At 59.8% G+C, this 25,090-nt stretch carries 18 protein-coding genes and 1 rRNA gene; 14 read left to right on the top strand and 5 right to left on the bottom strand.

Annotation, left to right across the window (positions count from 1 at the left end):
- Nucleotides 1–108 precede the first annotated feature (108 nt).
- The 5 genes from pilV (at nt 109) to ACXMYO_RS10395 (ending at nt 8,162) form a co-directional block, all read left to right on the top strand.
- On the top strand, nt 109–690 hold the full coding sequence (gene pilV / locus ACXMYO_RS10415) for a type IV pilus modification protein PilV (protein ID WP_457808654.1): 582 nt from the start codon (nt 109–111) through the stop codon (nt 688–690).
- Nucleotides 690–1,598, top strand: a complete 909-nt coding sequence (locus ACXMYO_RS10410) for a PilW family protein (protein ID WP_457808653.1) — start codon at nt 690–692, stop codon at nt 1,596–1,598. The genes pilV and ACXMYO_RS10410 overlap by 1 nt, the downstream gene beginning before the upstream one ends.
- The gene (locus ACXMYO_RS10405) at nt 1,588–2,085 is read left to right on the top strand and encodes a pilus assembly PilX family protein (RefSeq protein ID WP_438764479.1); all 498 of its coding nucleotides are present in this window, start codon (nt 1,588–1,590) and stop codon (nt 2,083–2,085) included. Before ACXMYO_RS10410 ends, ACXMYO_RS10405 begins: the two co-directional genes overlap by 11 nt.
- Nucleotides 2,082–5,105, top strand: a complete 3,024-nt coding sequence (locus ACXMYO_RS10400) for a PilC/PilY family type IV pilus protein (RefSeq protein WP_457808652.1) — start codon at nt 2,082–2,084, stop codon at nt 5,103–5,105. Before ACXMYO_RS10405 ends, ACXMYO_RS10400 begins: the two co-directional genes overlap by 4 nt.
- Before the next feature lie 84 nt (nt 5,106–5,189).
- Nucleotides 5,190–8,162: an EAL domain-containing protein gene (locus tag ACXMYO_RS10395; RefSeq protein ID WP_457808651.1), complete on the top strand. Its 2,973-nt coding sequence runs from the start codon at nt 5,190–5,192 to the stop codon at nt 8,160–8,162.
- An 8-nt stretch (nt 8,163–8,170) separates the two neighbouring features.
- Here ACXMYO_RS10395 and ACXMYO_RS10390 read toward each other — a convergent pair whose 3' ends face one another.
- Entirely contained in the window at nt 8,171–8,644 is a 474-nt protein-coding gene (locus ACXMYO_RS10390) for a GspH/FimT family pseudopilin (protein ID WP_457808650.1), read from the bottom strand.
- A gap of 123 nt (nt 8,645–8,767) precedes the next feature.
- On the opposite strand from ACXMYO_RS10390, the gene ACXMYO_RS10385 reads away from it, so the two are divergent.
- Nucleotides 8,768–9,865, top strand: coding sequence for an NAD(P)/FAD-dependent oxidoreductase (locus ACXMYO_RS10385; protein ID WP_457808649.1), 1,098 nt, complete (start codon nt 8,768–8,770; stop codon nt 9,863–9,865).
- On the opposite strand, the gene ACXMYO_RS10380 is transcribed toward ACXMYO_RS10385, so the two are convergent.
- Nucleotides 9,857–10,141: a PP0621 family protein gene (locus ACXMYO_RS10380; protein ID WP_457808648.1), complete on the bottom strand. Its 285-nt coding sequence runs from the start codon at nt 10,139–10,141 to the stop codon at nt 9,857–9,859. The genes ACXMYO_RS10385 and ACXMYO_RS10380 overlap by 9 nt on opposite strands.
- A gap of 226 nt (nt 10,142–10,367) precedes the next feature.
- On the bottom strand, nt 10,368–11,174 hold the full coding sequence (locus tag ACXMYO_RS10375) for an outer membrane protein assembly factor BamD (protein WP_438764468.1): 807 nt from the start codon (nt 11,172–11,174) through the stop codon (nt 10,368–10,370).
- Nucleotides 11,175–11,378: 204 nt separating this feature from the next.
- Between ACXMYO_RS10375 and rluD the strand changes: the two genes are divergently transcribed.
- The 3 genes from rluD to clpB all read left to right on the top strand — a co-directional run bounded on the left by rluD (nt 11,379) and on the right by clpB (nt 15,865).
- Nucleotides 11,379–12,338, top strand: coding sequence for a 23S rRNA pseudouridine(1911/1915/1917) synthase RluD (gene rluD / locus ACXMYO_RS10370; RefSeq protein ID WP_457808647.1), 960 nt, complete (start codon nt 11,379–11,381; stop codon nt 12,336–12,338).
- Nucleotides 12,335–13,090: a peptidoglycan editing factor PgeF gene (pgeF, locus tag ACXMYO_RS10365; protein WP_457808646.1), complete on the top strand. Its 756-nt coding sequence runs from the start codon at nt 12,335–12,337 to the stop codon at nt 13,088–13,090. The genes rluD and pgeF overlap by 4 nt, the downstream gene beginning before the upstream one ends.
- A gap of 180 nt (nt 13,091–13,270) precedes the next feature.
- Nucleotides 13,271–15,865 carry an ATP-dependent chaperone ClpB gene (gene clpB, locus ACXMYO_RS10360; protein ID WP_457808645.1) on the top strand — a complete coding sequence of 865 codons (2,595 nt, stop codon included), beginning with the start codon at nt 13,271–13,273 and terminating at the stop codon, nt 15,863–15,865.
- Between the two features lie 79 nt (nt 15,866–15,944).
- Here clpB and treF read toward each other — a convergent pair whose 3' ends face one another.
- Nucleotides 15,945–17,561 carry an alpha,alpha-trehalase TreF gene (gene treF / locus ACXMYO_RS10355; RefSeq protein ID WP_457808644.1) on the bottom strand — a complete coding sequence of 539 codons (1,617 nt, stop codon included), beginning with the start codon at nt 17,559–17,561 and terminating at the stop codon, nt 15,945–15,947.
- A 600-nt stretch (nt 17,562–18,161) separates the two neighbouring features.
- On the opposite strand from treF, the gene ACXMYO_RS10350 reads away from it, so the two are divergent.
- From ACXMYO_RS10350 to ilvC, 3 genes are all read left to right on the top strand, one after another.
- Nucleotides 18,162–19,883 (top strand): acetolactate synthase 3 large subunit, encoded by a 1,722-nt coding sequence (locus ACXMYO_RS10350; RefSeq protein ID WP_438764458.1) that lies wholly within the window; start codon nt 18,162–18,164, stop codon nt 19,881–19,883.
- The gene (gene ilvN / locus ACXMYO_RS10345; RefSeq protein ID WP_115853657.1) at nt 19,883–20,374 is read left to right on the top strand and encodes an acetolactate synthase small subunit; all 492 of its coding nucleotides are present in this window, start codon (nt 19,883–19,885) and stop codon (nt 20,372–20,374) included. The genes ACXMYO_RS10350 and ilvN overlap by 1 nt, the downstream gene beginning before the upstream one ends.
- 64 nt (nt 20,375–20,438) lie before the next feature.
- A complete protein-coding gene (gene ilvC / locus ACXMYO_RS10340; RefSeq protein WP_438764456.1) occupies nt 20,439–21,455 on the top strand; it encodes a ketol-acid reductoisomerase in 1,017 nt (338 codons plus the stop codon).
- Between the two features lie 80 nt (nt 21,456–21,535).
- On the opposite strand, the gene ACXMYO_RS10335 is transcribed toward ilvC, so the two are convergent.
- Entirely contained in the window at nt 21,536–22,039 is a 504-nt protein-coding gene (locus ACXMYO_RS10335; protein WP_457808643.1) for an MOSC domain-containing protein, read from the bottom strand.
- A 93-nt stretch (nt 22,040–22,132) separates the two neighbouring features.
- Between ACXMYO_RS10335 and pssA the strand changes: the two genes are divergently transcribed.
- Both pssA and ACXMYO_RS10325 read left to right on the top strand, forming a co-directional pair.
- Nucleotides 22,133–23,083 carry a CDP-diacylglycerol--serine O-phosphatidyltransferase gene (gene pssA, locus ACXMYO_RS10330; protein WP_457808642.1) on the top strand — a complete coding sequence of 317 codons (951 nt, stop codon included), beginning with the start codon at nt 22,133–22,135 and terminating at the stop codon, nt 23,081–23,083.
- 442 nt (nt 23,084–23,525) lie between these two features.
- Nucleotides 23,526–25,065: ribosomal RNA gene (locus ACXMYO_RS10325) — 16S ribosomal RNA — on the top strand.
- Nucleotides 25,066–25,090: the final 25 nt, after the last annotated feature.

Raw genomic sequence — 25,090 nt, 5'->3', positions numbered from 1 at the left:
GGTTTTCTTCTGCCTGCTTCACCCGTTCGCGGTGAAGCAGCCTGTCTGTCATCTCAAGTTATGACTCTCTCATGCCGATAGGAGCGCTGTTCAGCGCCCGGATTCGACATGATGTCTCACACCTGTATTCCCTCCACACAGCGAGGCTTTAGCCTGCTGGAAGTACTGGTCGCCATGGTGGTGCTGAGCCTTGGCGCCATGGGTGTCATGGGCCTGGTGCTGCATGCCCAGCAGGCCAATGAGCAGGCGCTGCAGCGCGGTCGTGCCACTTTGCTGGTCAATGACATGCTGGAGCGGGTGCGTGCCAATGCCAGCCTTGATGCGATGGCCGTCTATAACGTGGGCGCACGTGCCCATGCGCCCATCGGTGATAACCAGCAGCAGGGAGGCAGCAATTGTCGGCAGGCGAACTGCGACGCTCAGGCACTGGCGCGTTTTGATCTTGCCGATTGGGAACACCAGATCATGCAGGCCCAGGGCGAGCATCGCCGCCTTGATGGTCTGCCGCAGGCCCATGCCTGCATTGCCATGACACCGCAGGCGCAGCGTTTCGACGTCACCGTGACGCTGGTCTGGCGCGGCAGCGGCCGGGGCAGTGACACAAACGAGCCGACCTGTGGCAGCGCCGATATCACCAGTGCGCGGCAAAGCGTTACTGCCAGCAGTCGCTACCATCCGGTTCGCGGCTGATGACGCCCATCTCCTCTCCCGAGCATGCCCAGCGAGGCGTTACCCTGCTTGAAATGATGATTGCCATGGCGCTCGGGCTGCTGGTGCTTTCTGCCGTGATCGTGCTCTACATGCAGACCGCCCGCAGCTTTCACCAGCAGCACGCCATGGCGGACCTGCAGGTTCGCGGGCGCATGGCCACCCAGCTGCTGGGCGAGGAGCTGCGTCGCACGGGGTTCTGGGGTGAAATCATGACGCCGGCGCGCGGTGACAACTGCCGCGAAATAAACGTCGACGTCGAATGTGCCCTGCCTGTCTGGGGCGGCGATGCGGCTCGGGCTAAAGCGCTTGGCCTTGTGCCGCAAGGGGCAATCACGCCTGACAGCAGCGCGTCGCGCCCGGCGGCCGTCGTGGCCGTACGTTACGCCGACCACGGCAACGGCACCTGCCTGACGCTTGATACCTCGCGACATCTCGCATTCGATCAGTCCTGTCAGGGCAACTGGCACTATCGTGACAGTATCTATTACCTGCGCATGGTGGATGATGACTACAGCGGCGAGCGCGTGCCGGCGCTCTACGTCAACCAGCGCAGCGCATCGGGTCGCCCCAACAGCAGCGAAATCGTGCGCCATATCGAGGCTCTGGAAGTGGAGTGGGGTCGTGACGACACCGGTGACGGCAGCGCCAATCGCTTTTATGACAGTCAGTCCGTGGCTCAGTGGCAGATTGCAGACTGGGACCGGGTCGTGGCTGCCCGACTCTACATCGTGATGCGTAGCGAGAAGATGGCGCAGCCGATGCCGGCGCGTGAGTTTCTGATCGCCGGACGCACGATCACCTTCGAGGCCGACCACTATCAGCGACGCCTGTTCGTCACCACGGCAACGCTTCGCAACGCCCGTCTCAGGGGGGCATATGGTCTCTGATCGCCGCCAGGAAGGCTTTACGCTGGTCATCGGGCTGATTCTGCTGGCCGCCATGACGCTGCTGGCCGTATCGCTGGCTCAACGAGGCCTTCTCGATACTCGCCTTGCCCATTTTGCCGAGACCGGCGTGCAGCGCTTTCAACAGCAGGATGGACAGATCGACACGCAACTGGCCCGGCTTGATGCGCTCATGCCGGCCTATCTGACGCAGCCATGCAGTGAAAACGCTTCGGTTCCTGAGGCCGACACGCAGCTGAGCGTGCAGCGACTGTGTCTGGACGATGGCCAGGCCGGACTTTCAAGCGCGGTGCGCGAGCAGCTGGAGCGTCGCTATGCCACAAGTCTTGCCGCCCCCGGTAACCAGGCGCTCAAACACTATCGTTATTTCAATCTGCGCGCCGTGCCGGAAGACTTTGACGACGCTTTCGATCAGGGGCAGGGCGTCTACCAGGGTGTGGTGACGCTGAGTACGGGAGGCACGCAGTGAATAGTGACGTTTGCAGGCCATGGCGGTATTTCCTGGCGCTGATCGTGCTGATGGCGAGTCTTGCGGCGTCGTGTCTCGCGCGTGCCGACGATGTGGACATCTATCTGCCGGCCTATCAGGCCAGTGGCGGCGGCGGACAGCCACAGGTCATGCTGATCATCGATACCTCGGCGAGCATGAAGGAGATGGTGGGTAGCAGCCGTCAGTCACGCCTTCAGGTTACCAGGGACATCATCACCGGTCTGGTCAGCAAGCACCCCGGTATCAACTTTTCCCTGAGCGTCTTCAACGACAACAGTGCCACCATCCAGTGCAACTGGTTCGGCGGCAATTGCCGGGCTCAGGAGCGCTATAACGGCGGGCGCGTTGTGCAGGCCTTCACCAGTGCGCCTCGCCAGAGCGGCACCGAGCGTCTGGAGCTTTTGAATATCATTGGCGATCTTCAAGCCAATACGTCCACCCCCCTGTGCGAAACCATGGCCGAGGTATATCGCTATATTTCCGGCCAGCCCGTGGTGTATGGCAGTGACAGCGGTGGTGCAACACCGCCACGGGATCGCAGGGCCGAAGAGGGTAACGGACGTTATCATCGTCCGCTGCGGCCCTGTGAAAATGTCTATGTCATCTATATGACCGACGGAATGCCGCAATGGGATACCAGCGCCAACGCCGATATACGAGCACTGACGGGCAAAACCTGCGGGCTTTATGACGCGGTGGATCCGCTGGATGTTACGCGTGTGCTGCGACAGGAAAACTGTCTCCCCCAGCTGACGCACTTCATGGCCGAAAAGGATCTGGCGCCCGGGCTTGAGGGCACCCAGCATGCCTACACCTTCACCATTGGCTTTACCACGAAGCAGCGTCTTCTTGAGGACGCCGCCCAGCCCCCGCCGGGCATCTCGCAGGGCTATTACGAGGCCAATGATCGCGACGGTCTGGATCTGGCCTTCAGCCGGATACTGGGTAGCATCATCGAAAACGAAATCCAGGCGCAGCGCTTCACCATGGCCACCAATGTTGAAGGGACTGAAAATCTGGGACAGGTCTATTCGCCGGCCTTTCTGCCGCGAGGCTATGTGCCCTGGACCGGCAATCTGAAAAAATTTGCCGTGGATACCAGCCAGCCCAGCAACCCCGTCAAAAGGGATCTCTGGAGCCAGGGGACGGCCGAGATTGCCGCACCGGACAGCGTGGAGCAGGGCGGCGCCGGCGCGCGTATCCGGGAGCAGGTGAGCTCCGGCCGGAAAATTTATACCGATATCGGCAGAAGTGGCAGCTTCAGGCCGCTGGCCAGGCCCCGCCCTCAGCAGGGTCTTGATACCGATGGCATCGATGATCGCGCTATGACCGTACTCAATCAGGCCGGCTACAGCCCGCGTCAGCTGGCGGACTGGGTCTATGGGCTCGATGTCACCAATGACAGCGAGACCGATATCCGGCCATGGGTGATGGGCGACATCGTGCATTCGCAGCCGCTGGCCATTAACTATGGCTGCGCTGATGCACAGTCGGGCTGCTCGGCAGGCAACCAGCGCATTCGCATTTTCGTGGGCACCAACGAAGGGCTGCTGCATGCCATCGACGACACCAACGGGGCCGAGCGATGGGCCTTCTGGCCGCGCGAGACGGCAGGCATGGCCGTGTATCGCATGCTCAATACCCGCCCCGACTATCCCTGGCCCAAAAAGGAGGGCGGTCAGGCGTATCGATCCCAGTCGACGCATTACGGTGTGGATGGCTCGCCGGGCGCCTGGCTTGCCCATGGCACAAGACTCGATGCCGCGGGCAAGCGTCACTTAACCCTTGAAAAGGCGGTACTGGCGTTTGGCTTCGGTCGTGGTGGCCGCGGCTATTACGGCCTGAATGTTATCGACCCGGACGAGCCGAAGCTGGCCTGGCGTGCCCTGGAACCCGACTGGGGGCAAAGCTGGTCCACCCCGGTGGCGGTAACGCTGACCGACGGGCGCGCTGTCTTTCTGGTCGGCATGGGTTATGACATCACGGCCGATCGAGGCCCGGCTCGATTTGGTGCGGGCATGGCGGTCATCGATGCGCGCGATGGCAACGTTATCGCGTCACTGAAAGGGCCGGCCGACAGCGTGCCGGCCACCGTCACGCCGGTGGATCGAGACTTTGACGGGACGGTGGATGGCGCCTTTTTCGGGGATACCGGCGGCAATGTCTGGTTTGCCGATCTGCGTCTGGGCGATGACGGCAGGAATAAAAAAAGAACGCCGGCAGACTGGCAGCTTCATCAGGTGGCAGCGCTCGGGCGTCATGATCAGCAGGGCGTTGATCGACGTTTTTTCAACCGCGCCAGCCTGGTGCGAACCTACCTGGATCAAAAGCCCGTGGATCTTTTGATGCTGGGCAGCGGCGATCGCGCCAATCCGCTGCGCAGTGACAGCCGGGACGCCTTTTATATTCTTGAAGTCAGCCAATGGCTTGATGGTTCTCATGGCGGCAGCAGGCCTGCCATGCTCAACAATAATGACCTAATTGAGTCGCCGGTGCAGGGGACGTCCTATACACTCGGCGCTCCGGTGGATCGTCAGGGATTTTTGAACATGAAAGCCTTCCATGGGTGGCGATTAATGCTGCCCGAAGGCATGAAAGTGTTGTCTGATGCCTCAACCATCGCCGGCAATACGCTTTTTACGACTTATTCCCCTGAAGTCCCTGACAACATGTGTATGGCGGTCCGCGGCATCTCGCGCCTGTACGGCTTTTCCCTGCCGGTCTGGCGCGACAACGGGCATCAGCATGAGCAGCAATCAGCGACGGTCAGAAGCACGGATATGGGCCGCTATCTACAGGAAACGCCTGCCCTTTTGATTGAAGGGTTGCGTACTCGCGTTCTCGATAGTGACAGGGCCCGCCAGGTGGCGTCAGTGCTTGAACACGATAAAAAGGCGGCAGGTACGGACGACGGCGAGCGCTGTGGTCAGTACGATGCCGAGGACGGCGCCTTTCGCGAATGTCTGGTGACGGCACCGCTGTGGTGGTATCAGCAGTAGCCGTAACAGACACGGCATGCCACCACAGTGACGCGTCACGTCACAACATAACAATGGCCCACAAGGGCCGGGTGCAGGGAACGGATGCTGGGAATTTACGAGCAGATCTTCGGGAGCAGCGATACCCGGCGCATGGCCCGCTGGCTACGACTGCTGCTGTTCATGCTGGCCTACTTGGTGCTGGCCTTGGCGGGCATGCAGCTGTCGCATTTTGATGCGGCGGTGGTGGCACCATGGCTTGCGGCACCTCTGGCCATCGGGGCGCTGGTGCGTTTGCACCCGCGTGACTGGCTGATACCGCTGGTTGGTATTGCACTGGCTGATCTGCTGGCCCACGCCATCTGCCACGCCCCCCACGGCATCCCCCGCTATACCATCATCAACATCGTTGAAATCCTGGTCGGTGCTTTCTGGCTTCGCTGGCGCCATGGGAACACGTCGAGCATGGCCAGTATCCCGTCGTTTCTGAGTGCCCTGCTGGTCAGCGCCTTTTTAATACCGCTGATCGGCTCGGTGATGCTGGCGCTGACGGAGCCCTGGCAGGACTCGGGGGTTTTCCAGCTGTGGTGGGGGCGCTATATCTCCGGATGTCTGGGAATGCTCGTCATGCTGCCCGTAACGCTCAGCAGTGCCATCAGCCGCTGGCGGTTGCTGCTTGGCCAGGGCATTGCTACCTCTTTCAATGCCATGCTGCTGCTGACCGTTTCGGCCAATATCGTCATCGTATGGTTTTTCCCCAATGAAATGGTCTGGAGTATCGTGGCACTGCTGCTCGGGGCGCTGCTGTTTGATTTTTTCCGAAGCGCTTTGCTCAACGTGGTCAGCGTCATCTCGCTGGCCGTGCTGATGTATCTTTGCCAGCGATGGAAAATGCTTGAGTTCAGCATGTTCCACTATATTGCCATCGCCCTGACGGTCCTGCCGGCGCTGCTTCTGTCCACGGCGCTGCATGGATTGCGACGCGAGCAGGCGCAGCTGTTGCAAAGCGAGCAGCGGTGGAAGTCGGCCCTGGAAGGCAGCGGGCAGGGCGTCTGGGAGATCGATCTGGTACACCGCCAGATCAAGGCGTCTCTGGAGGCGCGTCGTTTGCTCGGAGAAAGCGGGCTTTCTGTCTGCTCGATGGCCTACTGGCGCGAGAAAACCCATCCCGATGATGTGGCGCTCGTGGAGCAGGCACTCGAGTCACATCTGGCAGGGCGGGTGCCGCTGTATGTGGCGGAATATCGTGTACGTCAAAAGGATGGCGGCTATCGCTGGTATCAGTCGCGTGGCAAGGTCATGCAGTTTGACGAACAGGGCCGGCCACTGCAGATGATCGGGACGCTGATCGATATTCACGCCGCCCGTCAGGCCGAATTCGAGCGTGAACAGCTGGCCCGGGATCTGCAGGAAGAAAAGGAACGCCTGCAGGTGACGCTCAACTCGATCGGGGATGGGGTCATTGCCACCGACATGGCTGGCAGCGTCGTGTTCATGAACCCTGTGGCGGAAGAGATTACCGGCTGGACCTTCGAACAGGCCAGAATGTGTCAGCTGCAGGAGGTGTTTCATCTGCAGGGGGTGGACATGACCCCGCAGTCGTTCGAGCTGATCGATACCTGTCTGTCGCGTAATGAAGTCTGCATGACCGGTGATGACTCGGTGTTGATCAACAAAAACCGCCAGACACTCGAGGTCAAGGCGACGGCGGCACCGGTATGCACCGCCGGTGGCAGGGCCATGGGTGCCATTCTGGTCTTTCAGGATATGTCCCGGGCGCGTGAACTTCAGCGTCACCTGAGCTTTACGGCCAGTCATGACGCGCTGACCGGGCTGTATAACCGCCGGCGTTTCGAGCAGGAAGTCGAGGATGTCATTCGGCGCGGCGCCGAGATACCGGCCATTCTGGTCGTTTTGAATCTGGATCATTTCAGGATCATCAACGATTCAGCCGGCCATCTGGCAGGCGATGCCCTGTTGATCGAGGTGGCGCGCCTGATCGAGCAACATCTTGGTGCCGGTGATGTGTCCGCCCGCCTGGGCGGCGACGAATTCGGGCTTTTGCTGCAGGGGCGCGACATCGACACCGCTGCCGTATGGGTCGAAAAGGTGATCGAGGCCATCGGCGCTCTGCGGTTTTCATGGGATGGCCGGGTTCATGATGTCAGTGTCAGTGGAGGACTGATCCCCGTGGACGGCAGCGCCGATAATTTCAGTACCGTGATCAGCCGCGTCAATGTCGCCTGCTATACCTCCCGACAGTACGGTCGTAACCGGGCAACCATTTATCATCCGGGACAGGAGGATATCGAGCAGTATCATCGCGATATCTTCATGGCGGCCGGGCTGCGTGAAGCCATTGAACATGATCGCTTTGTCCTGTTTTGCCAGCGTATCGTGCCACTACAGGGTGAGGGCAGTGACTACCTGGAAATACTGGTCCGAATGCTGGGTCGGGAAGGCGAGATCGTGGCGCCGGGGGCATTCATTCCGGTGGCCGAACGCTACGGCATCATGGCCTTTGTAGATCGCTGGGTGATCGAGCGTGCCCTGGTTCACGATGGCGAGCAGTTAAAGCAGGTGCTCAACGGCCGTTCACTGAGCATCAACCTTTCGGCCAATTCCCTCAACGATGCAGGGTTTCTGCCCTGGCTGATGGAAATCCTGGCCCGGTCGCCGCTTTCACCCCGGGCGTTGATATTCGAGATCACGGAAACGGCGCTCATGAATCATCTGGATCTGGCGCGTGAGGTGATCGATGCGCTGCGCGAGGCAGGATGCCGTGTGGCACTGGATGACTTCGGCAGTGGACTGAGCTCTTTCAGCTATTTGCGCAACTTTGTGGTCGATATCATCAAGATCGATGGTGGGTTCATTCGCCACGTTAATGACAATGCCCTCGATCAGGTGATCGTTGATGCCATCAATCAGATCGCTCATCGGCTGGGCGCACTGACCGTGGCCGAGTTCATCGAAGACAGCGCCAGTGCGGACAGGCTTGTCAGGATGGGCGTCGATTACGCGCAGGGCTATTACATGCATCGGCCGATGCCACTTGAGCGGCTCTGGCTCGAGTAGGACGCGCCTTAGCAGCCATCCCCGGCATCGGTCGTCTGAAAGCGCAGGCGCCCGAGACGGTTGATGATCAGTCGCCTTGTCTTTCGAGCATGGCAGAGATAGAAGGTGCCGTTGAGCATGCTGCTTGAAAGCCGGGGATGGAAAACGAGCGCCTGTGACAGCCCCTGCCAGCGCAGGGTCACGGCGTCATGGCTTCGGTTGCGATAGCGGACATGCCCTTTGGCGTCCACCACCAGCAGATAGTGCCATCGGCCATCACAGCGTTTCCCATCGTGGCTGCCGCACAGCTTCCAGGCCCTGCCATGATCCAGACTGGCCATCTGCGCCTGCTGTATCAGCCCCTGTACATCGCGCATCTGGGCGTCCAGCGCGCGACTGGCATACCACTGTTGCGTCCAGGGGATACCCCAGCCGATCATCAGCGTCATAAAGGCCATGGCCATCATGGTGTCCAAAAGCGTGATTCCCTGCTGAGAACGCAAGACTCTATCCTTTCGGGTGGGCCTGCTGCGTTTAACGGCATGATGGAACCGATATTTAGCAATGGCTGATAAAGGGTTGGCACTGGAAGGTGGGCGCGCAGGAAACACGCAATAAGGGGACATGTGAACGCAAGCGACGCAATCGTGGTCGGCGGCGGCATCAATGGCATGATGAGCGCCTTGAAGCTGATACAACAGGGCTTTCGGGTTACGCTCGTGGAGCGCGGGCAGTGTGCGCGGGAGGCGTCCTGGGCCGGCGGGGGCATTCTGGTGCCGCTGTATCCCTGGCGCTACGGCGAGGCCATTGCGCGCCTTGATGCACTGGCAGCGCCGCAATGGCCTGATCTTGCCGGCATGCTGGCGGCTACCACCGGGATCGATCCGCAGTATACGGCTCACGGCATTATGCATGTCAGGGTCGAGGACGGCGCACGGGCCCGGGCATGGTCGATGCGTCATGACGACATGCTGTTGCCGCTTTCCTCAGCCCGGGCGCATGAGCAGCTGGGCCGGTGGGTGACGCCATCTCTTGACCCCGCGTTCTGGATGCCCACGCATGGCAGTATCAGAACGCCTCGATTGGGCCAGGCATTGAGACAGTGGCTGGTGAACCATCCGCGCGCCACGCTTGTAGAGCACTTTGAAGTCACTGCCCTGCTGACCGCCAAGGATCGGGTCGAGGGCGTGGCAGGGCCGCAGGGCAGGCATCTGGCGCCACGGGTCGTCATGGCGGGCGGGCCCTGGACGCGTGAGCTCCTGACACGTCACGTTCAGTTGCCCATCAAGCCCGTTCGCGGACAGATGCTGCTGTTTGAAGCCGGGCGCGCGCTGCTTCAGGGGGTCATGCTGATGAACGGCTTTTATCTGATTCCCCGACGTGATCACCACATCCTGGCCGGCAGTACCTTTGAGGACGTCGGCTTTGATCGCGCCACCACCGAGCAGGGCTACGCGCAGATTCATGCGAAGGCACTGGAGATGCTGCCGGCGCTTGAAAACGTTGAGGTAACGCATCACTGGGCGGGGTTGCGGCCGGGCTCGCCGGACAGCATCCCCTTCGTTGGCGCCGTGGGCGACATTGAAGGGCTTTACGTCAACGCCGGGCATGGCGGTAACGGGGTGGTGCTGTCACCGGCCACGGCGGATCTGCTGTGCGCGCATATGGCGGGCACACCGCCGCCGGTGGATCCTGCGCCCTACACCGTGTTTCGCTCAGGGTGAGCGGCGACGCGGCTGCGGTCCGTTACTGATAAAGCGTGCCTGATGGTCCTGACAGCAGAACCAGTGTCTGTCGCCCGGGAGATGGCGCGACACCTCGTTGACGTGAGGGTCCTCCAGCGCGTTATGACGTGACACATGAACATGACAGTAGGCGCAGCGTACCATCGCTTCTCCGGAAGCCGGGGTCGGCGGATGCGGCCTGCGCTGACGCTTCAGGCGTCGATAGAAAAGCCACCCCAGCCACAGCAGGGCAGCCAAAATAATCAGTCGGGCCATGAATGAATTCGGACTCCTGAAATGCTGTAAGCAGACCACAGGCCCTGTTCAAGCGGGCCGTGACGAAACAGAGGGTGTGGTTGTGCGCCATGATGGCGACGCCATCGTGGCGTCTGAAAGCAAAAGAGTATCATGAGGGCAAAAGCGTTGCGCCCGGTCTGCCATCGAAAACGCCCCGCCGGAGGACGGCGGGGCGTTTGTTGACAGCGGCATTCGAACTAACGAATCAGCTGTCTTCGAGGCGAAGCGAGCCGCGCAGATAGCGCGGATTGAAGGTGTCACCCCGCAGACGGGCATTGTCCGGGTCGTTGTGGATCAGCTCGGCCAGTGCCTGACGGGCTTCCTTTTGCATGTCCAGACCCATGTAACCTTCCACCATGACGGCCAGCGCGTCACGCGTGGCAGGGGTCTGCGGATAGTGCTCGAGCACCCAGCGGCCACGATTGACGGCGGCCAGATAGGCCTGCTTGCGCAGATAGAAGTCGCCGATCTGAAGCTCGTGACGGGCCAGAACATTGCGCAAAAAGATGATGCGCTGTCGGGCATCGGGGGCGTAGGCACTGTCGGGGAAGCGGCGAACAACTTCGCCGAAGTCAACGTAGGCATCTCGCGTGGCGCCCAGGTCACGCTTGGAAATATCGATCAGATCCAGACTTTCCAGGCTGAAGCGTCCTGACTCCCAGGCCGCCATGCCACGCATGTAATAGGCGTAATCGACCTGCGGATGGTCGGGGTGAAGCCGGATAAAGCGACTGGCCGCGGCGCGGGAGGCTTCCCAGTTGCTGACCTGATAGTAGCCGTAGATCAGTTCGAGCTGCGCCTGCTGGGCGTATTCACCGAACGGAAAGCGGTTATCAAGCGTTTCAAGCTGAGTGACGGCAGCGGAGTAGCGGCCATTGTCGAGCGCTTGCTGAATGTTTTGATAAAGCTGCTGCTCGGTGAGCTCGTTATCCTGCTCCTGGCTCTGGCTGCTGGCGCAACCGGCCAGCATGACGGCAGCCAGCGCAAGGGCGCTCAGGGAAATGGCGCGCATTGTCGTCCTCGTCTCAAACAAACCGTGGCGGCATGATAGAATCCGCCCAACAGCTACTGAATGAAGTGTGTGGGGCCTACTATACGGACCGGCAGCGCATTACGCGAATGACGCGCTGCCTGTTCCCGGTCCCGAAGCACCCGCACTATAAAGCATTGTAAAGCCGTGGCGAAATGCTCGGCCCATGCTCCTGCAGAGAATTGCATGTCACAGACCATCGAACAAACACGCATTGTCCCCGACGCCATGACCGGTCTGCGTCTGGATCAGGCGGCCGCCGAACTCTTTGACGAGTTTTCCCGCGAGCGCCTCAAAAGCTGGATCAAGGAGGGCGCTCTGACCGTGGACGGCCAGCAGCTGCGCCCGCGCACCCCTGTCATGTCGGGCGCCACGCTGATACTCAATGCCGTGCTGGAAGAAAACCCGGTCTGGGAGGCCGAGGCGATCGCGCTGGACATCGTGCATGAAGATGATGACGTGCTGGTGCTCAACAAGCCGGTCGGACTGGTGGTGCATCCGGCAGCGGGCAACTACAGCGGTACGCTGCTCAACGCGCTGCTGCATCACGCCCCCGAGCTTGCGACCCTGCCGCGCGCCGGCATCGTTCATCGTCTGGACAAGGACACCAGCGGGTTGATGGTGGTCGCCAAAACGCTGGCGGCGCAGACCTCTCTGGTCGAGCAGCTGCAGGCGCGCCGGGTCAAGCGCGAATACGACGCCATTGTCATTGGCGCCATGATCGCAGGCGGCAAGGTTGATGCGCCCATCGGCCGACACCCGGCGGATCGCAAACGTCAGGCGGTCGTGGCCCACGGCGGCAAGCCGGCCGTAACGCATTACCGGGTGGTCGAGCGCTTTCGCGGTCACACTCACATCCGCTGCCGGCTGGAAACCGGACGTACCCACCAGATTCGCGTGCATATGGCGCATCAGCGGTTCCCGCTGGTCGGCGACCCGGTCTATGGCGGGCGGCTCAAGCTGCCGGCCGGCGCCGGCGAGGCGCTCAAGGAGACGCTGCGTCACTTTTCACGTCAGGCCCTGCATGCGCGCCGACTGGCGTTTACGCACCCGGCAAGCCTTGAAACCGTCGAATTTGGCATGGAACTGCCCGATGACATGTTCATGCTGCTCGATATCATGCGCGACGATCAGGCGGATACATGATTCAGGACAGCCGTGATCAACCCACGCTGATCGTGCCGGACTGGGTGGCACCCGGGTCGGTCGGTGCCTTCGTGACCACCCGGGAAACCGGTCCCAGTCAGGGGCCCTACGCGGCATTTAATGCGGCGTCCCACGTGGGCGATGATCCGGAAACGGTGGCCTGGCTGCGTCAGCTGCTGGGGGCAAGGATCGGGGATCATCGGCCACTTTTGTGGCTTGATCAGGTGCATGGCGCGCGGGTACAGCAGTCCTATCAGACCCCGCCGCCGCAGGCCGATGCCGCCATCGCGCGCGATCAGCAGTATGCCTGTGTGGTCCAGACCGCCGACTGCCTGCCGGTGCTGTTTTGTGACCGGCGAGGTACCCGGGTGGCCGCAGCCCATGCCGGCTGGCGCGGTCTGGCCGGTGGTGTGCTGGAGGCGAGCGTGGCGGCGTTTGGCTGCGCCCCGGAAGAGGTCATGGCCTGGCTGGGCCCCGCGATCTCCAATATGCAGTATGAAGTGGGGCGCGAGGTGCATGACGCTTTCGTCAATGTCCATCCCGAAGCCGCCATTGCCTTTGAGGCAAGCCCCTATCGGCTGGGTCACTTCATGTGTGATCTCTATCGTCTGGCGCGTCTGCGTCTGGAAGCACTGGGCGTGACCGATATCAGTGGCGGCCACTTCTGCACGGCCTCCGATTCACGCTTTTACTCCCATCGTCGTGACAACGGCCTGACCGGGCGCATGAGCAGCGTGATCTGGCTTCGCTAGCGCGCTGCCGGTGCGCCGGCCAATGCCTCTGTATTTAACATAATATTTTTGCCGGTCTGCTTGAAACCCCTCCTGCCGCCCCCATCTTTGTTGGCAAGATGCTGATAAACGCGCCTTGAAATGCCGGGTCTGCCGCTGTGCGGCCATGACCGGACAGGGCGCCGGATGAGAGGACACACCATGCGAATCGATAAACTTACCAGCAAGCTGCAGACGGCACTGGCCGATGCCCAGTCGCTGGCAGCCGGGCGGGGCCAGAATCAGCTCCAGCCGGGTCATGTGCTGCTGTCGCTGCTCGACAGTCGTGACTCCGGCTTCAAGGGATTGATCCAGAAAGCCGGCGGCGACCCGGGACGCGTACGCGACGCGCTGGTCAAACACTTGGATGACCTGCCAACGGTCAGTCAGTTCGATGGCAACGTCACCATGGGCCAGGAGCTGGGCCAGCTTTTTAATCTGGCCGACCGCGAAGCGCAAAAACGCGGTGATCAATTTATCGCCACTGAACTGGTGTTGCTGGCCGCGCTGCAGTCGAAATCAGGCATCAGCCGCGCCCTGAGCGGTGCCGGTCTTTCCGAGCAGGGTGTGCGTCGTGCCATCGATGCGCTGCGCGGCGGTGACAGCGTCAATGACGCCGAAGCCGAAGAGAAGCGTGAGGCGCTGGACAAATACACCACGGATCTGACCGAGCGAGCGATCAGCGGCAAGCTGGACCCGGTCATCGGTCGCGATGATGAAATTCGTCGCACCATCCAGGTCCTGCAGCGTCGGACCAAGAACAACCCGGTGCTGATCGGTGAGCCCGGTGTGGGCAAAACCGCCATCGTCGAGGGGCTGGCCCAGCGCATCGTCAACGGCGAGGTGCCCGAGAGTCTCAAGGACAAGCGGGTGCTGTCGCTGGATCTCGGGGCGCTGCTGGCGGGTGCCAAGTACCGCGGTGATTTTGAAGAGCGCCTTAAGGCCGTGCTCAATGAGCTGGCAAAGGAGGAGGGGCGCGTCATTCTCTTCATTGACGAGCTCCACACCATGGTGGGGGCCGGCAAGACCGAAGGCTCGATGGATGCCGGCAACATGCTCAAGCCGGCCCTGGCCCGCGGTGAGCTGCACTGCGTGGGGGCGACCACGCTTGACGAGTATCGTCAGGACATCGAAAAGGACGCCGCGCTTGAGCGCCGCTTCCAGAAGGTACTGGTCGATGAGCCTTCCGAGGAGGACACCATCGCCATTCTGCGCGGGCTCAAGGAGCGCTACGAGGTCCATCACGGCGTCGATATCACCGACCCGGCGATTATTGCCGCGGCGCGTCTGTCGACGCGCTATATCACCGACCGCCAGTTGCCGGACAAGGCGATCGATCTGATCGATGAGGCGGCTTCACGCATTCGTATGGAGATGGATTCCAAGCCCGAGGAGATGGATCGGCTCGAGCGTCGGCTGATTCAGCTCAAGATCGAGCGGGAAGCGCTCAAAAAGGAAACGGACGAGGCCACCCGCAAACGCCTTGAGCTGCTGGAGGGGCAGATCGAGTCAATGTCGCGTGAATTCGCCGATCTTGAAGAGGTCTGGAAGGCCGAAAAGGCCAGTCTGCAGGGCGCGGCGCAGTACAAGGCCGAGCTTGAGCAGGCGCGTACCGATCTGGAGGCGGCGCGTCGTCAGGGCGATCTGGGGCGCATGTCGGAAATCCAGTATGGTCTGATTCCGGAGCTTGAGCGTAAAATCAGCGAGGCCGGTGAAGCCGAAAGCACGCCGTTGAAGCTGCTTCGCTCGATCGTGACCGAAGAGGAGATCGCCGAGGTTGTCTCGCGCTGGACCGGCATTCCGGTATCGAAAATGCTCGAGGGCGAGCGTGACAAGCTGTTGCGCATGGAAGAGGCACTGCATGAGCGGGTGATCGGTCAGGATGAGGCCGTTACCGCTGTCTCCAACGCGGTACGCCGTTCGCGGGCCGGCATCAGTGACCCCAACCGCCCCAACGGCTCCTTTTTGTTTCTGGGGCCGACCGGGGTGGGCAAGACGGAACTTTGCAAATCGCTGGCCGGATTTTTGTTCGATACCCAGGAAGCGATGGTGCGCATCGACATGTCGGAGTTCATGGAAAAGCACTCCGTGGCTCGCCTGATCGGGGCGCCTCCGGGCTATGTCGGCTATGAGCAGGGCGGCTATCTGACCGAGGCCGTGCGGCGCAAGCCCTATTCGGTGCTGTTGCTCGATGAAGTGGAAAAGGCCCATCCGGATGTCTTCAATATCCTGTTGCAGGTGCTGGAAGACGGTCGGCTGACCGACGGGCAGGGGCGTACGGTGGATTTTCGCAATACCGTGATCGTGATGACCTCGAATCTGGGCTCCAGCGTTATCCAGAATTATGCCAGCGAGCAGGATGATGCCGGTTATGAGCGTATGCGGGCGGCGGTCATGGACGAAGTGTCCTCACACTTTCGCCCCGAGTTGATCAATCGCATCGATGAAGTGGTGGTGTTCCATGCGCTGGGGCAGGCGCAGATTCAGGCGATTGCCAATATCCAGCTTGATCAGCTGCGCCGGCGTCTGGCCGACCGCGATGTCTCGCTTTCCATCAGCGAGGCGGCCATGACGCAGCTGGCGCAAGCCGGCTTCGACCCGGTTTATGGCGCGCGGCCGCTGCGTCGCGCGATCCAGAACCGCATCGAAAATCCGCTGGCACAGGCGCTGCTGGCCGGACGCTACGCGCCGGGTGATACCGTCCGCATTGATGTTCGCGACAGTGAGCTGGTCCTTGAGCCCCGGGATGTGACATGAGCCGATACTGACGCCAGACGATAAAAGGGCGGCTACCCGGGGTAGCCGCCCTTTTTTTATCATGCGACCCCTGCTTTTTTCAGGGCGCCGTATTGTCCAGCGTGGCGTCCGGATAGATGGCCAGCAGGGCGCGTAAAACGCCGTTGGTCCATCCAAAGCCGTCCTGGGAGGGGTATTCGCCGCCGTCCGGTGCACCGTCGATGTCCATGACGTTGTACTTCTCCAGCAGCTTGTGCTCCTTCTCGAAGCGGTAGAAGTTGTTGTGCATCCAGCGTTTGGCGATGGTGTCAGCCAGCTGCTCGTAACCGTAGCGCTTGAGTCCCTTGATGGCCATCCACTGAAGCGGTGCCCAGCCGTTGGGGGCATCCCACTGTTCCGTGGTATCGATGGTGGAGGTCACCAGACCGCCGGGCTGGAGCAGCTGGTTTTCCAGCGTATGGGCCACGTGTCCTGCCTGCTCCTCGGTCGCCACACCAAAATAGAGTGTAAAGACGATGGAGGCGTTAACGCTGTCGGTCAGCGCGTCGTTATGCCAGAGGTAGTCTCCAAAACGCTTTTCTTCCTGCGACCAGAAAAGTCGACGCAGCGCGTCCAGTCGCGAATTGGCCGCACTCTGGAACAGGTCGGCGCGCTGATAGTGCCCGAGCCTTCGATGCGTTGAGGCAAGCGTGGACTCCATGTGATACAGCAGGCAGTTCAGGTCCAGCGGCAGAATGTCCACGGTTCGAATGGTGGCCAGGTCATGGGGGTCGGTCAGCCAGCGCGAGCTGAAATCCCAGCCGCTTTCGGCGCCGGCACGAATGTTGCGCCACACCTCGATATGGTTGCGCGTGGTGCGATCGGCCGTTTCCATGTCTTCACGAAAGGATTCTTCGCGTGGCGTATTCAGATCGTCCCAGTGGCGATTGAGCAGCGTGCCTTCATGAAGCTTGACGCAGCGTCGGTAGGCCTCGCAGTTGTGGAGTGCCTCGACGCCATCCATCCAGTAGACATATTCACGCTCCATCTGGGGTAGATAATGCGCATAAACCCCTTCCCCGTCGTACTGGGCGAGCTGGCCGACCATGCCGCAGAAAAAGGGTGGCTGGGAGCGTGATAGATAGTAGGTACGATTGCCGTTGGGGACATGCCCATAGGCGTTGATCAAAAAGGCGGCGTTGTTGACCATGTCACGCATCAGGTCGATGCGACCGCTTTCATACAGGCCCAGCATGGTGAAGTAGCTGTCCCAGTAATAGATCTCGTTGAAGCGACCGCCCGGAACCACATAGGCGTGGGGCAGCGGCAGACGGGAAGAGTTGGGGTTGTAGCGGGGCCGCGGCTGTCGCGTCAGCACGTTCCAGAGCGCATCAATATGATCGCGAACGGTGCCCTGACGCTCGGGCGGTTCAACGTTGGCCTGGGTTTCAATGCGTTCAAAACGTGCCTCGACAAATTCGCGCAGCGCGTCATTGCTGACGCAGGGCACATCGCTACAGTTTGAATAGCGATCACAGAGCCGGGCGTAGTCGGCCATGATTTCTTCGACCGACTGGGTCGGAATCATGTCGACAAAGGTCTTGCTGTCATCGAACAGACCGCGACTCTGAACATCATGAAACAGCATGCCCCAAAGGTGCTCTGGCAATGGCGGAAGTTCTGCGACCTCCGGCGTGTCCGGCATCGAAGAGGTCGATGCGGCAGCGGTCATGGTCATGGCAAATCCCTGAAACAATAAATTGCGTTTCTGCCCGATCGTGACTGGCAGGGTGAAGATGACGTTGTCCTGACAGTTTTCGAAACGCCTGCGACGCACAGGCATCCCTTCATGATGACCGGCGTTAACGCAGAATAGTTCATCCCGACGTCTTTCCCCTGGTACACACGATAACGGCAGAGACTAATCGAAACTGTTGTGCTTCCATGCACCGATATCGTGCAATATGCAGCCCCTTTTCACGGGCTGGGCGCTATAAATGCGCATGCATGAGTTGACACCGGCGCATCACTGATAGAGTCTTGAAGGTTCCTGATCGCAGGCATGAATTCCCGGGCGATCCCCGGGGTCATGGAGGACAGTCGCGCGGCGACTGCCTGCCTGCCCAAGGACCTGAACAGGCGGGCCAACCTCCTGCCTGATCAACGCCCCTATATGTCGACCCGACATGAGATTGAGCAGGTCCTCGCTGCAACCCATCATCAGTCTGCAGCATCAGGTGTCGCTGGCCCCGGGCCGCGGCAGGCGGCACAGCCGTCCTCGAACGCCGATGTGCATCGCATCGTGAACGCACTCGAGACCTTATAGGGGAACTCAAACGTGGAATTGCTTTCCGGAGCCGATATGATCGCCCGCTTCCTCAAGGATGAGGGCGTTGAATATATCTACGGCTACCCGGGCGGTGCAGCGCTACACATCTATGATGCGCTTTTCCGCCAGGATGATGTCAAACATATTCTTGTTCGCCACGAACAGGCAGCCACCCATATGGCTGACGGCTATGCCCGTGCGTCCGGCAGGCCCGGCGTCGTGCTGGTCACGTCGGGCCCCGGTGCGACCAATGCGGTCACGGGGATTGCGACGGCCTATATGGATTCCATACCGATGGTCGTGCTGTGCGGTCAGGTGGCCAGCCATCTGATTGGCGAGGATGCCTTTCAGGAAACCGACATTGTCGGGGTCACACGGCCGATAGTGAAGCACAGTTTTTCGATCCGTCATCCTTCCGACATACCCACCGTGCTCAAAAAGGCCTTTTATATCGCCTCTTCAGGGCGGCCGGGGCCGGTGGTGGTCGACATACCCAAGGACATGACCGCGCCGACCGAGCGCTATGAGTACGTCTATCCGCGCAAGGTGAAACTTCGCTCATACAATCCTGTCTCACGCGGGCATACCGGTCAGATTCGCAAGGCGGTCGATTTGATGATGAGCGCCCGGCGTCCCGTCATCTTTGCCGGGGGTGGCGTCATTACCGGTCGTGCCTCCGAGGCACTGACGGCGCTGGCGCATCGGCTCAATATCCCGGTGATCACCTCCCTGATGGGCCTTGGGGCCTTTCCGCAAAACGATCCGCAGTCGTTGGGCTGGCCGGGCATGCATGGCTCCTACGAGTCCAACATGGCCATGCACAACAGTGATCTGGTGCTGGGCGTGGGCGTGCGATTTGATGACCGCGTGACCAACAACGTCAATCGGTTCTGCCCCGATGCCCGCATCGTGCACATCGACGTTGATCCCAGCTCCATCTCCAAGACCGTGCATGCCGATGTGCCCATTGTCGGGGCCGCCGATCACGTGCTCAACGAGATGCTCAATCAGATCGGTCAGCGTGCAGAGTCGCAGGAACCGCTTGATGAGTGGTGGGAAACCATCAACGCCTGGCGTGATGAACGTCGCGGCAAGCTCTACGAGCCGGCCGCCGCGGGTGAGCCGCTCAAGCCTCAGCAGGTGGTCGAGGCCGTGCATCGTGCGACTCATGGTGATGCCTATGTGGTGACCGATGTCGGCCAGCACCAGATGTTTGCCGCCCAGTATTACCGGTTCAATCAGCCCAATCGCTGGATCTCGTCAAGCGGTCTGGGAACGATGGGCTATGGTTTGCCGGCCGCCATGGGCATCAAGCTCAGCTATCCCGACGAGCATGTCGTGCTCTTCACGGGGGAGGGCAGCTTTCAGATGATGATGCAGGAGCTGTCGACCTGTAAGCAGTTCGGTATTCCCGTCAAGATCGTCAATCTCAACAATGCTTCGCTGGGCATGGTCCGCCAGTGGCAGGATCTGAATTACAAGTCCCGTCACGCGCACTCCTATATGGAGTCCCTGCCTGACTTTGAAAAGCTGATTGGCGCCTATGGTTTCAAGGCCATTACGGTCAATACGGCCGAGGAGCTTGAGCCGGCGCTGGAAGAGGCCTTTCGCTCGAAGGATGAGCTGGTGTTTCTCGACATTCATGTCGACCCGCGCGAGCACGTCTATCCGATGCAGGTTCCGCAGGGGGCCATGTGTGACATGCTGCTGTCGAAGACGGAGCGAACCTGATGCGCCATATCATATCGATGCTGCTTGAAAACGAGCCGGGCGCGCTGTCACGTGTGGTCGGGCTCTTTTCCCAGCGCAACTTTAATATCGAAACGCTCAACGTTGCCCCGACCGATGATCCGACACTGTCGCGTCTGACGGTAACAACCCATGGCGATGAGCGCATCATCGAGCAGATCACCAAGCACCTCAATCGTTTGATCGATGTGGTCAAGCTGGTGGATCTGACCGAAGGGGCGCACATCGAGCGAGAACTGATGCTGGTCAAGGTCAAGGCGCAGGGAAGTGCCCGCGATGAGGTCAAGCGCACGGCAGATATCTTTCGTGCCCAGATCGTGGATGTCACGCCAAGCGTTTATACCGTGCAGATTACCGGTGACGCCACCAAGATGGATGCCTTCCTGCAGGCGGTAACGCCGCTGGGTGTGCTGGAAGTGGCGCGTACCGGCGTCTCCGGGATTGCACGTGGTGACAAGGTGCTGAGCCTCTGACACCCGGGTTTATACAATGTTTATGTCAACCGATGGCGCTGCCGTCCATTAAAAGGTGAAGGTAATGCAGGTTTATTACGACAAGGATTGCGATCTCTCTCTCATTCAGGGCAAGAAGGTCACTATTCTGGGCTACGGCTCGCAGGGCCATGCGCACGCCAACAACCTCAAGGAATCCGGCGTTGATGTGACGGTCGCGCTGCGCAAGGGCTCCGGTTCCTGGCAGAAGGCAGAAGGATCAGGTCTTAAGGTCGCTGAAGTCGCCGATGCGGTTTCCGGTGCCGACATCGTCATGTTTCTGGCACCCGATGAGCATCAAAAGCAGATCTATTATCGCGACGTCGAGCCCAATCTGAAAGAAGGTGCTGCTCTGGCCTTTGCACACGGCTTCAACGTGCATTACCAGCAGATTGAGCCGCGCGAAGATCTGGACGTCATCATGATCGCTCCGAAAGCGCCCGGTCATACCGTTCGCCAGACCTATACCCAGGGCGGCGGTGTGCCCAGCCTGATCGCGGTCTATCAGGACAAGTCCGGCAAGGCGCGTGAACTGGCACTTTCCTACGCCAGCGCCAACGGTGGCGGCCGTGCCGGCATCATTCACACCACCTTCCAGGAAGAGACCGAAACCGATCTCTTCGGTGAACAGGCTGTTCTGTGTGGCGGTGCGACTGCGCTGGTACAGGCTGGTTTCGAAACGCTGGTGGAAGCAGGCTACGCCCCGGAAATGGCCTACTTCGAGTGTCTGCATGAGCTCAAGCTGATCGTCGACCTGATGTATGAAGGTGGCATGGCCGATATGCGTTACTCGATCTCCAATACGGCCGAGTATGGTGATTACGTCACCGGTCCGAAGATCGTGAACGAAGAGACCAAAAACGCCATGCGCCAGGTCCTCAAGGACATCCAGGAAGGGACCTTTGCCAAGGACTTCATTCTGGACCACCAGGCCGGCTTCCCGACCCTCAAGGCCAAGCGTCGCCGCGGGGCTGAGCACCAGATCGAGGAAGTGGGCACCAGACTGCGTGGCATGATGCCCTGGATTGCTGCCAACAAGATGGTCGACAAGTCGAAAAACTGATTTGAAAACCCATCGGGACAGCTGAAAGATCTCGAGAAAACGGATGTGATATGTCGCATCCGTTTTTTTGTGTCTGCCGTTCAATTTTCCTGAAAAAGCTGACCCTGTACGGCGCTGTTGGTCGCGGGGGCTACCGCAACGCGGTCGCCGCGATAAATGATGCCGCCTCGTAAGATGCGGGCTGTCATGCCGCCATGGCCACGCAAAGCGTTATAGCCTCCCGGGCCCAGTGCCTTTTCCATGCGGCTACAGGGCGCGCAGGGGCCGGTGATCTCGATAAGGACATCACTGCCGATCATAAGCTGTTGCTGTCGACAGGCCAGTAGATTGAGCCCCGACACCAGCAGGTTGCGTCTGAGTTGTTCGGGGGAGAGCTCAGTCAGGCTGCAAAAGGTCGCAACGACCGACAGATGCTCGGCCTGAAAAAGCGTGACTTCACGCTTGCCGCCCCGGGCGCTGTAATGATCGCCTTCGATACCCTGACCCTCGATCAGCGTCAGGGCATCCATGACATTGACGTCACCGTGACGCCGGGGGCGTCGGCTCAACCATTCAAGACGGCCGGCATGGGGAAACTGTGTCATGAGGTTTCTTAAACTTTCCATTGCCTCTCCGTGTTAACACCTGGTCGTCTTCTATGCTTTGATGGTCGTATCTTTTCAAAGGACATTGTTGTCATGACGCAGACGCCCCCACCAAACAACCGACCGCCCCGCGATCCCTTCTCCGAGTTCAAGGATGATACGGAAGTGGTTGAAGACATCGTGCAAGACGGTGAGCGCATACGCCGGCGCGGCATCTATCTACTGCCCAATCTCTTTACCACGGCTGCCCTGTTTTCGGGCTTTTTCTCTGTCGTGGCAGCACTCAATGGCAATTTCGGTTCGGCGGCCATCGCCATCTTTGTCTCCATGGTGCTCGATGGCTTTGATGGTCGGGTCGCTCGCATGACCAATACGCAAAGCGCCTTTGGCGAAGAATACGACAGCCTGGCTGATATGCTCTCTTTTGGTGTGGCGCCTGCCATCGTGGCCTTTGCCTGGATTCTTCAGGATGTCGGCAATCTCGGCTGGATAGCCGCCTTTATCTATGTGGCGGGGGCGGCGCTGCGTCTGGCGCGCTTTAACGTGCAGATCGGCAGTACCGACAAGAAGTGGTTCATCGGGTTGCCCAGCCCGTCGGCTGCAGCCGTGGTAGCAGGGTTCGTCTGGACCTTTCACAGCTTTGAAGCCACCGCTTTTGGTTTCAAGGTACTCATGGCCATTATTGTCGCGGCAGTAGGCATTCTGATGGTCAGCAACATTCGCTACTACAGCTTCAAGGAAGTGGATCTGAAAAGTCCCGTTCCCTTTGTGGCACTGCTGGCCATCGTGCTGGCCTTTGTTCTTATCTCGCTGGAGCCGGCCATCATGCTGCTGTTGCTGTTTGGCAGCTACGCCGCTTCCGGTCCGATACTGGCGATTCTGCGTCGCACCGGTCATGCAAAACCCATCACCAGCGGTATCGCAACGACCGAAGAAGAGATGGAAGAAGCCGAAGCAGAAAAGGAAGAAAAATCAGGTAATACTGATGAGTCAACGTTGGCGGGCCCTTCGCCAGCATCCGAAACATCCGATGAAAGAAAGTAGCCTCTTTTTTAAAATCAGGGGTTGCGCGGTCCCGGTGTGATCTATAAAGTACGCATCCGCTGCCACGGAGCACACGGCGACGAGGCAGCGGGGAAGTTAAGCAGGTGATTGTTTTGACTGGGGTTTTGGTCGCTCAATCAGGATTTCAAATCCAGCAGCTGACTTCCGGATCGAAAAAAAGAGGTTGACTTTTCGATTCAGGGCTGTAAAATGCCCACTCTCTCGAAGCAGCCGCCACGGCGACTGAGGCAACATCTTCGAGACGCTCTTTAACAAGTCGATCAGGCAATTTGTGTGGGCGTCTGGCTCGTGTGACACCAGTCACATAGATAATCGAGCAGACGAACACTCGTCAAGAGTACTAGTTTGACCTCGAGCCCGGATTGATTCACCTCGATGACTGCTTCGGCAGGCTTCGAAACGAATCTCAAAGCTTCAAAATAAACTGAAGAGTTTGATCATGGCTCAGATTGAACGCTGGCGGCAGGCCTAACACATGCAAGTCGAGCGGTAACAGGGGTAGCTTGCTACCCGCTGACGAGCGGCGGACGGGTGAGTAATGCATGGGTATCTGCCCGGTAGTGGGGGATAACTCGGGGAAACCCGAGCTAATACCGCATACGTCCTACGGGAGAAAGCAGGGGATCTTCGGACCTTGCGCTATCGGATGAGCCCATGTCGGATTAGCTTGTTGGTGAGGTAACGGCTCACCAAGGCAACGATCCGTAGCTGGTCTGAGAGGATGATCAGCCACACCGGGACTGAGACACGGCCCGGACTCCTACGGGAGGCAGCAGTGGGGAATATTGGACAATGGGGGAAACCCTGATCCAGCCATGCCGCGTGTGTGAAGAAGGCCTTCGGGTTGTAAAGCACTTTCAGTGGGGAAGAAGGCATGGTGGTTAATAACCACCATGAAGGACATCACCCACAGAAGAAGCACCGGCTAACTCCGTGCCAGCAGCCGCGGTAATACGGAGGGTGCAAGCGTTAATCGGAATTACTGGGCGTAAAGGGCGCGTAGGCGGCTTGCCAAGCCGGATGTGAAAGCCCCGGGCTCAACCCGGGAACGGCATTCGGAACTGGCAGGCTAGAGTGCAGGAGAGGAAGGTGGAATTCCCGGTGTAGCGGTGAAATGCGTAGAGATCGGGAGGAATACCAGTGGCGAAGGCGGCCTTCTGGACTGACACTGACGCTGAGGCGCGAAAGCGTGGGTAGCAAACAGGATTAGATACCCTGGTAGTCCACGCCGTAAACGATGTCGACCAGCCGTTGGACCCCTTGAGGGTTTGGTGGCGCAGTTAACGCAATAAGTCGACCGCCTGGGGAGTACGGCCGCAAGGCTAAAACTCAAATGAATTGACGGGGGCCCGCACAAGCGGTGGAGCATGTGGTTTAATTCGATGCAACGCGAAGAACCTTACCTGCTCTTGACATCCTGCGAATCTCCCAGAGATGGGAGAGTGCCTTCGGGAACGCAGAGACAGGTGCTGCATGGCTGTCGTCAGCTCGTGTTGTGAAATGTTGGGTTAAGTCCCGTAACGAGCGCAACCCCTATCCCTTTTTGCCAGCGGTCCGGCCGGGAACTTCAGGGAGACTGCCGGTGACAAACCGGAGGAAGGTGGGGACGACGTCAAGTCATCATGGCCCTTACGAGCAGGGCTACACACGTGCTACAATGGCCGGTACAAAGGGTTGCGAAGCGGCGACGTGAAGCCAATCCCATAAAGCCGGCCTCAGTCCGGATCGGAGTCTGCAACTCGACTCCGTGAAGTCGGAATCGCTAGTAATCGTGGATCAGAATGCCACGGTGAATACGTTCCCGGGCCTTGTACACACCGCCCGTCACACCATGGGAGTGGACTGCACCAGAAGTGGTTAGCTTAACCTCCGGGAGAGCGATCACCACGGTGTGGTTCATGACTGGGGTGAAGTCGTAACAAGGTAGCCGTAGGGGAACCTGCGGCTGGATCACCTCCTTAAACGACTAAAGTGCTCACGCGAACC

The sequence above is a fragment of the Kushneria sp. EE4 genome (genome assembly GCF_977968315.1).
The sequence above is the reverse complement of the archived record's forward strand: the minus strand, read 5'-3'. Positions and strand labels throughout refer to the sequence as shown.

Coding starts and splice junctions, on each gene's coding strand:
- pilV (WP_457808654.1), top strand. CDS start 109: ATGATGTCTCACACCTGTATTCCCTCCACACAGCGAGGCTTTAGCCTG.
- ACXMYO_RS10410 (WP_457808653.1), top strand. CDS start 690: ATGACGCCCATCTCCTCTCCCGAGCATGCCCAGCGAGGCGTTACCCTG.
- ACXMYO_RS10405 (WP_438764479.1), top strand. CDS start 1,588: ATGGTCTCTGATCGCCGCCAGGAAGGCTTTACGCTGGTCATCGGGCTG.
- ACXMYO_RS10395 (WP_457808651.1), top strand. CDS start 5,190: ATGCTGGGAATTTACGAGCAGATCTTCGGGAGCAGCGATACCCGGCGC.
- ACXMYO_RS10380 (WP_457808648.1), bottom strand. CDS start 10,141: ATGGCCCGACTGATTATTTTGGCTGCCCTGCTGTGGCTGGGGTGGCTT.
- ACXMYO_RS10375 (WP_438764468.1), bottom strand. CDS start 11,174: ATGCGCGCCATTTCCCTGAGCGCCCTTGCGCTGGCTGCCGTCATGCTG.
- rluD (WP_457808647.1), top strand. CDS start 11,379: ATGTCACAGACCATCGAACAAACACGCATTGTCCCCGACGCCATGACC.
- pgeF (WP_457808646.1), top strand. CDS start 12,335: ATGATTCAGGACAGCCGTGATCAACCCACGCTGATCGTGCCGGACTGG.
- clpB (WP_457808645.1), top strand. CDS start 13,271: ATGCGAATCGATAAACTTACCAGCAAGCTGCAGACGGCACTGGCCGAT.
- treF (WP_457808644.1), bottom strand. CDS start 17,561: ATGACCATGACCGCTGCCGCATCGACCTCTTCGATGCCGGACACGCCG.
- ilvN (WP_115853657.1), top strand. CDS start 19,883: ATGCGCCATATCATATCGATGCTGCTTGAAAACGAGCCGGGCGCGCTG.
- ilvC (WP_438764456.1), top strand. CDS start 20,439: ATGCAGGTTTATTACGACAAGGATTGCGATCTCTCTCTCATTCAGGGC.
- ACXMYO_RS10335 (WP_457808643.1), bottom strand. CDS start 22,039: ATGACACAGTTTCCCCATGCCGGCCGTCTTGAATGGTTGAGCCGACGC.
- pssA (WP_457808642.1), top strand. CDS start 22,133: ATGACGCAGACGCCCCCACCAAACAACCGACCGCCCCGCGATCCCTTC.